Source organism: Paraburkholderia silviterrae (assembly GCF_004353915.1).
GTDB lineage: Bacteria > Pseudomonadota > Gammaproteobacteria > Burkholderiales > Burkholderiaceae > Paraburkholderia > Paraburkholderia silviterrae.
Map to the genome: position 1 here is coordinate 153,210 of NZ_SMRP01000018.1, position 11,196 is coordinate 164,405.

Annotated in this window: 10 protein-coding genes; 7 read left to right on the forward strand and 3 right to left on the reverse strand. The window is 62.8% G+C overall.

The genetic code is table 11. The features are described from left to right. Positions 1-65: 65 nt before the first annotated feature. Positions 66-1,418, reverse strand: coding sequence for a D-serine ammonia-lyase (dsdA, locus tag EYW47_RS28340; RefSeq protein WP_133198173.1), 1,353 nt, complete (start codon positions 1,416-1,418; stop codon positions 66-68). A 34-nt stretch (positions 1,419-1,452) separates the two neighbouring features. Then, complete coding sequence (locus tag EYW47_RS28345; RefSeq protein WP_133198152.1) at positions 1,453-2,799, reverse strand: GntT/GntP/DsdX family permease; 1,347 nt, start codon at positions 2,797-2,799, stop codon at positions 1,453-1,455. Positions 2,800-3,243: 444 nt separating this feature from the next. Between EYW47_RS28345 and EYW47_RS28350 the strand changes: the two genes are divergently transcribed. The 6 genes from EYW47_RS28350 to EYW47_RS28375 all read left to right on the forward strand — a co-directional run bounded on the left by EYW47_RS28350 (position 3,244) and on the right by EYW47_RS28375 (position 9,165). Further along, positions 3,244-3,588: a hypothetical protein gene (locus EYW47_RS28350; RefSeq protein ID WP_133198153.1), complete on the forward strand. Its 345-nt coding sequence runs from the start codon at positions 3,244-3,246 to the stop codon at positions 3,586-3,588. Continuing rightward, positions 3,578-4,210, forward strand: a complete 633-nt coding sequence (locus EYW47_RS28355) for a Dabb family protein (RefSeq protein WP_133198154.1) — start codon at positions 3,578-3,580, stop codon at positions 4,208-4,210. The genes EYW47_RS28350 and EYW47_RS28355 overlap by 11 nt, the downstream gene beginning before the upstream one ends. 79 nt (positions 4,211-4,289) lie before the next feature. Beyond that, complete coding sequence (locus EYW47_RS28360; protein WP_133198155.1) at positions 4,290-5,282, forward strand: quinone oxidoreductase family protein; 993 nt, start codon at positions 4,290-4,292, stop codon at positions 5,280-5,282. A gap of 36 nt (positions 5,283-5,318) precedes the next feature. Further along, the gene (locus tag EYW47_RS28365) at positions 5,319-6,194 is read left to right on the forward strand and encodes an SDR family NAD(P)-dependent oxidoreductase (protein ID WP_133198156.1); all 876 of its coding nucleotides are present in this window, start codon (positions 5,319-5,321) and stop codon (positions 6,192-6,194) included. A gap of 2 nt (positions 6,195-6,196) precedes the next feature. Further along, positions 6,197-7,021: an SDR family NAD(P)-dependent oxidoreductase gene (locus EYW47_RS28370; protein WP_133198157.1), complete on the forward strand. Its 825-nt coding sequence runs from the start codon at positions 6,197-6,199 to the stop codon at positions 7,019-7,021. Positions 7,022-7,782: 761 nt separating this feature from the next. Further along, entirely contained in the window at positions 7,783-9,165 is a 1,383-nt protein-coding gene (locus EYW47_RS28375) for a DUF1329 domain-containing protein (RefSeq protein WP_133198158.1), read from the forward strand. Between the two features lie 177 nt (positions 9,166-9,342). Here EYW47_RS28375 and gfa read toward each other — a convergent pair whose 3' ends face one another. Next, positions 9,343-9,918, reverse strand: coding sequence for an S-(hydroxymethyl)glutathione synthase (gfa, locus tag EYW47_RS28380; RefSeq protein WP_133198159.1), 576 nt, complete (start codon positions 9,916-9,918; stop codon positions 9,343-9,345). A gap of 353 nt (positions 9,919-10,271) precedes the next feature. Here gfa and EYW47_RS28385 point away from each other — a divergent pair, with 353 nt between their 5' ends. After that, positions 10,272-11,045, forward strand: a complete 774-nt coding sequence (locus EYW47_RS28385) for an ABC transporter substrate-binding protein (RefSeq protein WP_133198160.1) — start codon at positions 10,272-10,274, stop codon at positions 11,043-11,045. Positions 11,046-11,196: the final 151 nt, after the last annotated feature.

Genomic DNA, 11,196 nt, shown 5'->3' on the forward strand with positions numbered 1-11,196 from the left:
CGCATCGCCACAGCCTCGTCAATCAGCCTGGGCGCCAGCCCTGGGTTGACTGGCGCCCATGCCGCTCAAGCTTGCAAGGCTTGTATGCCCTTGGACAGGTACACGCTCATTTCCTCTTCCGGCACCATGCTGCCGCCGGTTGCCCACGCGAGATGCGTTGCATTGGCCAGCACAGAGGGGTCCATGTGCGCGCGCTGGCGGCAGGTTTCAAGGCTTCGCGCCAGAACCCGGGCCATGCCGGGCACGCCGGCAAGCGCCGAAGGTTCGAGACGAATGCCTTCTTCTCGTTCGAGCAATGCGAGCAACGCATGGAGCTCCTCGTCGCTAACGGTGTAGTAGCCGTCGATGAGCCGTTGCATTGCTCGGCCGACAAAACCGGACGGGCGTCCCACGGCGAGTCCATCCGCCGCCGTGACATTATCGATGCCGAAGTCCTGCACGGACACTTCGTCGTGCAGTCCCGTGTGGACGCCGAGCAGCATGCAAGGTGAATGCGTGGGCTCCGCGAAGAAGCAGTGTACTGCGTCACCGAATGCCAGCTTCAATCCGAACGCCACGCCGCCGGGGCCGCCGCCGACGCCACAGGGCAGATAGACGAACAACGGATGCTCGGCATCCACGACGACACCGGCAGCGGCAAGTTGCGGTTTGAGCCGTTCGGCGGCGACTGCGTACCCGAGGAACAGGCTCTTTGAATTTTCGTCGTCGATGAAGTGGCACGCGGGATCCTGTGCCGCCTGTCGTCGCCCCTCGGTCACGGCCGCGCTATAGTCCGATGCATATTCGACCACCGTCACGCCGTGTGAGCGCAACTTGTCCTTCTTCCATTGCCGTGCGTCCGACGACATGTGAACGCTCACCTGGAAGCCGAGTGTGGCGCCCATGATGCCGATCGACAGCCCCAGATTGCCGGTGGACCCGACGGCGATACGGTAATTGCGGAAAAAGGCGCGGGATGCTTCGCTGTCGAGCTTCGAATAGTCATCGTCCTTGTTGAGCAGCCCGTTGGCGAGCGCGAGATCTTCGGCGTGCTTGAGCACTTCGTAGATCCCGCCGCGCGCCTTGATCGACCCGGAAATCGGCAGGTCGCTGTCAAGCTTGAGCCATAGTTGCCCCGGCAACGCCATGCCGTAGCGCTTCGCGAGTGCTTCTTGCATGAGGGGCGCGGCCCGGACCGGGGACTCGATGATGCCGCCCGCCTGCGCAGTCTGCGGGAATACGCGGGCGATGTAGGGCGCAAACCGCGCGAGCCTTGCGCTGGCGTCGTCCACATCTTCTTTCGTCAAGCCGACGTCCGGCAGCGCTTGTGCGACGGGCCGCACGGCCGGGTTGAGCCAGGTCGTTTCCTTCAATGCAATCAGGTCTGCAATCAGGGGGTGGCTCTCCAGCCACTGCTCGACGGATTTTCCTGCAATCATGATTCTGCTTCCTTGTTTCAATCGGAATAACGGGTCAGTGCACCAGGTGCGACAACAACAGCGTGAGCCCCAGCGCAATCACGGACGCCAACGCCGTTCCGCCGCTGAACCGCTTGAGCGCCTCGGACAATGAAACACCAAGATATTCCTTGACTACCCAGAATGCCGAGTCGGTCACATGGGTCCCGCCGATGGCGCCGGCACCCACGGCGACGACCATGATTGCCGGGCTCAGCGTCGGATGGCTAGCGAGCAGAGGCATCACCATGCCGGCGGCGCTCATCATCGCGACCGTGGCCGACCCGACGGCAAAGTGCATCAACGCAGCAATCAGCCACGCAAGAATGATGGGGTTCAGGTTCGAGTGGGCGAGCCCGCTGGCGAGTGCGTCGCCGATTCCACTCGCGATCAGCATGCCGTTGAATGCCCCGCCGGCACCGATGATCAACAGAATGCTGGCCAGCGGCGGAAAGCTCTTCTGCGTGCTCTGCAGCAGCTCCGTCATGGTCGCGCCGCGGCGAATGCCCAGCGACCAGTACGCGAAGGCGACGGCGATCACGAGAGCCGTTAGCGGGTCGCCAAGGAAAGCGACGACATTGGCCGCGACGGATGCTTTGGGCAGGCCAGCCGAAAGGGTCTTCACCACCATCAACAACAGCGGCAGCGCAATGGTGAGCAACGTGATGCCGAATCCCGGCAGCGCATCGCGCTTGCCGCGCAGTTCGCCGTGCGCTTCGAGAAATGCGGCTTGCTCGGCCGGCGCCTCGCGCTTGCAGACCAGGCTGATCCAGACCGGGCCGGCAATCACGGCGGTCGGCACGCCGACGATCAGCCCATACAGAATGACTTTGCCGACATCGGCGCCAAGCATGCCCGTGACCGCCATGGCAGCCGGGTGCGGCGGCAACATGCAGTGCACCGTCATCAGCGATATCGCCAGCGGCACACCCAGATAAAGAAGGTTGATTCGTGTATCGCGCGCGACCACATACACCAGCGGAATCAACAGCACGAAGCCCACTTCGAAGAACACCGGGATGCCGGCAATGAAACCCACCAGCATCATGACCCAGGTGGCGCGGCTGGGACCCAGCCGGGCAAGCAGCGTTTGCGCAATGCGTTCCGCGCCGCCCGATTCCTCGAGCATCTTGCCGAGAATGCTCCCCAGTCCGATGATGGCTGCAAGAAAGCCCAGGGTGCCGCCGACACCCTTTTCAAACGAGGACACGATGCTCGATAGCGGCATGCCCGTGCCCAGCCCGACCACGAAGGAAGCGGCAAGCAAGGCCAGAAATGCATGGACTCGGACCTTGACGATCAGCACGACGATCAGCGCGATCGCCGCGAATAAAACCAACAACAACCCTGCACTTCCGCCCACGATGTCTCCTTTTATTCGATGGCAATGCGTCACGCCTGCGGCTCCGCGAAGGCGCACCGTCGAGATTTGACAAGCGAATCGCGGGCGTGACAAAAGATGAATCGTCAGCGGATGGATGATGTGAGATCAACCGTCAGCGGCGGACGGAATTCACCGCGCAGGCGAAAAAGGGCGGTTTCATGAGGCAGCGCTGATTCGTCGAGCCCGACGCGCTGGCGCAAGCGACCAGGGGAAGCCGCAGGCCTCTTCCTCGCGCCGGGAACGGGTTTTCATGCGGATGGCGTTTTGACCGCCGCGATAGGGATGGCTGATCGGGCCGGTAGGGGTTGAGCCCCGCACACCCCCCTAGAATCCTATCCAGCTCCCGCGCAGCGCCGCCCGCGCGGCGGGGCGGCCGGCCAGTCCGAACCCGGCACATACCCTGGCACATACGCATAACGAACCATGATCCAGATTCTCGATGAAATCACGCTCGCCCCTGAGCGCGTTCCGGAGGTGCTCGCATTGCTGCGGCAACACTATCTGCCTGGCCACGCGTCACGCGGGCTGAGCCTGGCCGGACAGTGGGTGTCGCCGCCGGTTGCGATTCCCGGACAGTCCAACCTGCTGTGGCTGTTGTGGCAGGTCGCCGATGCACCGGCCTACTACCGCATGCGTGCGATGACCGATGCCGCGGTTGTCGGCTTCTGGGCGAACGTCGATGCCATCTGCGAGAGCCGGCGGCGCCATGTGATGGTCGACGCGCAGACGCCGCTGCCCGCTCCGCTGGAGGCGCATCATGCGGCATGAGACTGCCCAGGTCTTCATCGTCGCGGGCGCCGACACGAACGCGATCGAACGCGCTGTAGAGGCGCGCGTCGCCGGACTGCCCGGTCTCCGCCGTGTCGGCTTCGCACGCAATCTCGAAGGGAGCTGGGGCGCCGGCGACTACACGCTCGACCTCGTGCCTGGCGACGACGCACCGGCATGCGATGCCGTATTCGCCGACCTCGCCGCGATAGCTGGCGTCGCCCGTATCGATCACGTCGGATGCCTGAGCATAGGTGGCGGACTGCGCGATGCGGGCTTGCGCGAGGGCATCTGGCGCACGCTGATGCTGCGGGTCCGCGCTGGGGCCAGTGACAGTCAGGTCGCGGCGCTCGAGCGCGACTTGCTGCAAATGCCCGCGTTCATGTCCGGCATCCGCAACTGGCGGTTGAGCCGCGTCGCCACGCCCGGCACGTGGACGCACGTCTGGCAGCAGGAATTCGCGCGGGCCGATGACCTGCTCGGCGAATACCTGTTGCATCCGTTCCACTGGGGCTGGGTCGACCGATGGTTCGATGCTGAACATCCCCAATGGACTGTCGAAGCGATCTCGCACGCGTTCTGTCCGCTTGCGTCGAGTCTGCTGACGGCCACCGCTTCGTAGTGCCCCTCGCGGTACATCTCGCAGTACATCTCGCAGTGCGCCGAATACGGCGAATCGAATAAATAAAGGAGACACCCCTGTGCGAGCTATCCAGATCGACCGCACCGGTCCTTCGGATCTGATGACCCTGGCGGACCTGCCCACACCCGAGCCCGGCCCCGGCGAGGTGCTGATCCGCGTCGCCTGCGCCGGCGTCAACCCCGCCGACTGGAAGTGCCGTGAGGGCTATCTTGGCGCGTTCATCGAATACACGTTCCCGTTCGTGATCGGCTTCGACGCGGCCGGTGTCGTCGTCGCGCTGGGGGAGGGCGTCGACGGGCCGCCGCCCGGCACGCGCGTCTTCGCGCAAACGGACGTGGGCGCCGGCAAGTGGGGCTCGTATGCCGAGTTTGTGTCGGTGCGTCACGACTCGGTCGTTCGCATTCCTGATGACATGAGCTTCGCGCAGGCCGCCGCGACGCCGACGCCGGCACTGGCCGCCTGGGCAGGCGTCTTCGACGACGGTGGCTTGCGCGCCGGACAAAAGATCCTGATTCATGGCGGCGCCGGCGCCGTCGGCACGTTTGCGATCCAGTTCGCCAGGCAGGCGGGCGCCGAAGTCGCGGTCACTAGCGCAGCACACAACCGGTCCTATGTGGAGGCGCTCGGCAGCAACCTCGTTATCGACTACCAGTCCGAGGATATCGGGGCCGCCGTGAAGGCGTGGGCGCCGCAGGGCGTCGATGTCGTGCTCGACGCCGTTGGCGCAGGCACTTTGCCCGCCGCGCTGGACCTGCTGGCAACGGGCGGGGTGCTCGTCAACATCATGACGCTCACCGCCGAAGACGCCGAGCGATTGCCGGCGCTTGCCGCCGAGGCAGGCAAGCGCGGTCTGCGTACCGCGATGACCTTCAGCCGCATGCCGAGCGGCGAGCGTCTCAGCCGTATCGCCGCGCTCGTCGAGCAGGCCGGCCTGCGAACACCGCGCATCGAAACCCTGCCGCTCGAACAGGCCGCGCGCGCGCTGGACCTCGTTCAGTTGGGCAAAGCCAAAGCGAAACTGGTCCTCGACGTGGCCGATCTGGCCGGCTGACATCAACTCAATATCGCTAATCACTAAGGAAAGCTGATGAATGACATCGGAACGCAGAAACTCGCGGGCAAGTGCGCGCTCGTGACTGGCGCGAGCCGCGGCATCGGCCGCGCGATCGCGCAGCGGCTCGCCGCCGAAGGCGCCACCGTGGTGGTGACCGCGCGCAGCCTGGGGAGCACAGGGGACGTTGCCGGCACGCTGGCGGAGACGGTCGCGCTGATCGAGAGCGCGGGCGGCCGCGCGATTGCGCTTGCCGCCGATCTGACCGATGCCGTCGGGCGCGATGCGCTCGTCGAGCGTGCGGCGCAGGCCGCTGGCGGGCTCGACATCCTGATCAACAACGCGGGCGTTGCCGATTACGAGTGCGTCGATCAGATGCCCATGGAGATGTTCGAGCGCACCTTCGACCACTATCTGCGCATTCCGTTCGCTCTCGCGCAGGCGGCGATTCCGCTGATGCGCTCGCGCGGCGCGGGCTGGATCGTGAATGTCGGCTCGGTGACAGCGCTGCCGCCGCTGCGGCCCTACGACGATTTCGCGCGTGCGGGGGGCGCCACCGTGTACGCAGCGGTGAAGGCCGCGCTGTCGCGCTTCACGCAGGGACTCGCGGCCGAACTCGAGGCCGATGGGATTGCCGTCAATCTGGTGGCGCCGAGCACCGCGATCCGCACGCCCGGCGCGGCCCGCTACATCCCGGAGGGCTACCCGACCGAGGACGTCGCTTATCTGGCCGAGACGGCGCTCGCGTTCTGCCTGCTGCCGGCGCGCGAGCGCACGGGCGTCATCGCGCACAGCCTGCATTTTCCGCTCGCGAACGCGTTGCAGGTGCGCTCGCTCGATGGGCGCACCGTGCTGCCGCCGCCGACGGTGCCGGCCTACGCGCATCCGCACATCAACCCTAAGGGAGCTTGAACATGACGACATCGATTCGCTTCGACGGCGGGACGGCCGTCATCACGGGCGCGGCCAGCGGCATTGGCAGCGGACTTGCGCGGCACGCGGCCGGGCTTGGCATGCGCCTCGTGCTCGCCGATCTCGATGCGGCACGGCTCGACGCGTTCGCCGCGACACTCGACACTGAAGTGCTGTGCGTGCCGACCGACGTCAGCCGGCCGGAAGCCGTCGAGGCGCTGGCGCAAGCCGCATGGCAACGCTTCGACGGTGTCGATCTGCTGTTCAACAATGCCGGCGTTATGGCAACCGGCTTCAGTTGGGAAATTTCGCCTGAACGCTTCGAGCGCAGCTTTGCCGTGAACGTGCACGGCGTGCTCAACGGCATGCGCAGCTTTGTGCCGCGCATGCTCGAACGCAACGTGCCTGCACGCATCGTGAATACTGCTTCGATTGGCGGGTTCTTGCCGAGTCCGCTGATGGCGCCTTATTCGGCGACGAAGTTCGCGGTGGTGGCGCTGACCGAATCGCTGCATGGCGAGCTGAAGATGCTCGGCGCGCCGATCGGCGTCTCGTTGCTTGCACCGGGGCCGGTGCAAAGCTCGATCTTCGATGATCCGTTCGGTGGCGCACATGATCGCGCTGAGGTGCGCGGGTTCGTTGACACGATGCGCAAGATGCTGAGCGCCAATGGCATTACGCCGGATCAGTTCGCCGAACGCGTGTTCGAAGGGATTCGGGAGGGGTGTTATTGGCTGCTCCCGCAGCCGGAGATGATCGATCAAGCATTGCAATTTCGGACTCGGGAAATTCTGGCTAGACGTGATCCGGAGTTGCCCGCGTATTAATGACTTGTTTGAGTGTTGATTGGTGGTGTTGGTGTTGGTGTTGGTGTTGGCCTTTCCTTGTTTTCATGTCGGTATATTAGTGTTGCCCCTGTGCGGGGCGGCACCTACTTTTCTTTGCAGCGGCAAAGAAAAGTAGGCAAAAGAAAGCCGCTCAAACCGCCAGTGTGACGCAGTCCACCACTCGACCTATATCGGAGCGGCTCCGGGGCGTCTGTCGCCACGCGTCGTCACCCGGAGTGACTAAGGGCTCATCCATCCGGCGGCGCTGCGCGCGCCTTGGGGCATAACTCAAACCAGTGGGATGCACGTGTATTTATAGGACTCCAACGTATTCATCAGGCGGCACACCCGCTCATTCGCTGGGCAGCACGCTCGGTTTTCCTTGCAGACCCTTCCGCCCGCGCGTAGCGCGTGGCGGGAAGGATGAGTCCTTTGTCACTGAGGTGGAGTGTGCGAGGTGACGGATGCCCCGGAGCCGCTCCGATTAGAGGGCAGTGGTGGACGGCGTCACACTGGCGGTTTGAGCCGCTTTCTTTTGCCTACTTTTCTTTGCGGCTGCAAAGAAAAGTAGGTGCCGCCCCGCACAGGGGCAACACTAATATACCGACATGAAAACAAGGAAAGGCCAAAGCCACTAAAAACCACACCAAAACCAAAAAATCACAATTTCAAACCGCTCACTGAGAGCGTTGCACCCGCAGCTCACTCGGGCGACGCTATCGCCTGTACCCGTCCTTAACCTTAAATCATAAGGAATACAAATGAATAAAACCATTCACCTAACCATACCCATCTGCGCACTCGCGGCGGGCCTCACGCTAGCGACGGCGTCGTTCTCAAAAACCACCCCCGAAGACATAGCAAAGCTCGACGGCCCGCTCACGCCGATGGGCGCCGAGCGCGCCGGCAACGCGGACGGCACCATCCCCGCGTGGACTGGCAAGTGGCTCGGCGCGCCGCCGGACATCAACTACAAGCAGGGCGAGCGCTTTCCCGACCCGTACGCGAGCGACAAGCCGCTCTTCACGATCACCGCGCAGAACATGCAGCAGTACGCGGCGCGTCTCACCGACGGCGAGAAGGCGCTTCTCAAGAAGTATCCGGATACCTTCAAGATCACTGTGTATCCGAGCCATCGCGACTTCCGCTATTCAGACGACGTCTACAAGGCGATCCGCACCTACGCACCGCAGACGACCATGACGCCGGACCAGAACGGCTTGAAGGATTTTCCGCCGGTCGCGCCGTTCCCGGTGCCCAAGGACGGGGTGGAAGCCATGTGGAACCTGCGCTTTGCCTCGCTGATCGAGTGCGAGAGCGCCACCTACGACCAGGCGGTCGTCTATCCGGACGGCAACATCGCCCGGGGCAAGGTGAACTACTTCATCTACGGGCCGCGCGGCGCCATTCCGTTCCAGCCCTCCAATAACCCGCTCGTGAACAAGACGTTCGCGCGCGTGCAAACCCAGTTGCCGTTGTCCGACCGCGGCTCGCTCATCGTGAGCTACGACATGTGGAACGAGGAAGGCTCGGATACGCGCCGCGCGTGGCAATACAACCCCGGCACACGCCGGGTGCGCCAGATGCCCGAGTACGGCTTCGACCAGCCGATCGGTCCGGGCGGGTTCCGCACGGTGGACGACGACCGTCTCTTCAACGGCTCGGGTGAACGCTACGACTGGAAGATCCTCGGCAAGCGCGAGATCTACATCCCGTACGACAACTACAAGCTGATGGACCCGTCGATCAAGTACAGCGACCTGCTGACGAAGGGCCACGAAAACATGCAGTACATGCGCTTCGAACTGCATCGCGTGTGGGTGCTGCAGGCGACGCTGAAGCCGGGCTTCCGCCACCAGTACGCCAAGCGCGTGCTGTATCTCGACGAGGACAGCTGGAACGCAGTCGCCGCCGACAACTACGACGCGCGCGGCACGCTGTGGCGCATGAATCTCGCGCCGACGCTCTATGCCTACGACGCCAGATCGTTCTATTCGACCTCGGTGTTCTATCACGACCTGATCTCAGGCGCGTACTATGCGGACCGTCTGTCGAATCAGGAGGAGATGCCGATTCTCACGCATACGTCGAACATGACCGAGGCGTTTTTCTCCCCCGACTCGATCCGGGGCGACGGCAACTGATGTCCGCCGTGGCGCGCCCCGCAGCTCCTGCGGGCGCGCGCCGGGCACAGGTATCGGCAAGCATTTCCACGTGGTGGAAGGCGCGAATCACAGGTCGCTCTACGACGTGCTGAACGATGTCGATGAAGCGGTCTCGGTGCTCGCGCCGTTCTTCCTGCGTACGCTGAAGCAAGCAGTTCACGCCTCGCGGTACGTACCCTTTGCCTTGGCCGCGTGCGTGGCCAGGAAGTCCATCAGCGCGGGGCTCAGGCAATCAAAGGGTTCCAGGCCCTTGTCGCGCAGGGTTTGCCGCACTTGCGCCATTTGCGAAGGCGGCGTTCCGCTCTCGATGATCGACGAGACGAACGCCGCGAAACCGGGGCCGTCCCAACCGGCATCGCCGGACAGCTCGGTGTGGATGAAATCGAGCCCGAAGAACGGATGGTCCTTGTTCTCGATGCGGCCATACAGATGCGTGCCGCAGGCGGTGCAGGCATGGCGCTGGATAGTCGCCTTATCGTCGACGACCTTCAGCTTTTCGCCGTGTGCCACCACGGACAACTTCTCGCGCGGCACGACGCCCACGACAGAGAACACGGCGCCTGCGGGTTTCCAGCATTTGGTGCAACCGCATGCGTGGTTGAACAGCACCTGCGAAGCGACCTGCACTTCAACCGGGTCGCTGCTGCATTTGCAGCGCAGCGTGCCGCCTGCGAAGTTCTCAATACCTTTCTTGATGCCCTGATCGACAGTCGGGTGAAGTGCAATGGCCATGATGTGTCTCCTTGAAGGCGCGTGAGCGGTGAACGGTCGTTCGGATCGACTCGCCCATTGGGGCGGGCGAGGGCGGATGAGCGTGATACTGGGTATGAGTATAGGCCAATACTGAGGGGGAGTATACGGGGCGCGTGACGCGCCGTTGCGTACCGCAGGGCACGTTTTAGAAAAACTTAAGCATCGTGCATCGGCACACCTCTATTATTCGATTTTTTGAGTCCATATCCTTGGGCCAACGTTGTTCGCGCTATCCCGAAGGCTGTTCTGCTCTCGTTAACCCTCGCTTTTCGCGGTCAGGTCTCTAGCCTGCACCGCAAGCGACCTTTTCGAACAGGAATTCCATGTTTGCCATGAAGAAGACGCTGGTGTGTCTCACGCTGTCCCTTGCGGCGCTCTCCGCTCACGCAAAGGCATTGACCGAGTTGAGGTTCGGCGTCGATCCGACCTATGCCCCGTTTGAATCCAAAGCGCCGGACGGCAAGCTCGTGGGCTTCGAAATCGATCTCGGCAACGAGATTTGCCGGCGGCTTCATGCGAAGTGTGTGTGGGTGGAAACGGCGTTTGATGGGATCATTCCTGCTTTGCAGGGGCGCAAGTTCGATGCGATTCTTTCCGCAATGTCGGTTACGCCCAAGCGGGAAGCGCAGGTGGCGTTCTCGAGTATGTTGTTCAATACGCCGAGCAGTTTGATTGGGCCTCGGGGCTCTACGTTGCAGCCTACGGCTGCTTCGTTGAAGGGGAAGAATGTGGGGGTTGCGCAAGGGTCTACGCAGGAAGCCTATGCGAAGGCTTATTGGGCGCCGGCCGGTATTAATGTGGTTTCCTATGCGAATCAGGAGCTGGTTTATACGGATCTGCGGTCGGGGCGGCTTGATGCGACGCTCACTGATATGATTTCCGGTAGCAACGGGTTTTTGAAAACGCCGCAAGGGCGTGATTATGGTTTTCTTGGTGCGCCGGTTAATGATCCGAAGACATTAGGGGTGGGCGCCGCCATTGGGTTGCGAAAGGGTGATATGGAGCTGCGCGCGATGATCGATCAGGCGATTGCCGATATGATTAAGGATGGCACTTATCAGAAGATCGAGCGGCGGTATTTTGATTTTGATGTGTTGGGAGGGTGATTTTTTTTGGTTTTTTTGCGGTTCTTGGAGGGTATCTTTGGCCTTTCCTTGTTTTCATGTAGGTATATATGTGTTGCCCCTGTGCGGGGCGGCACCTGGGGGTGTCAGAATTTCCGTGTTTAAGGCGAGTTGAGAATTACACGGATGATCT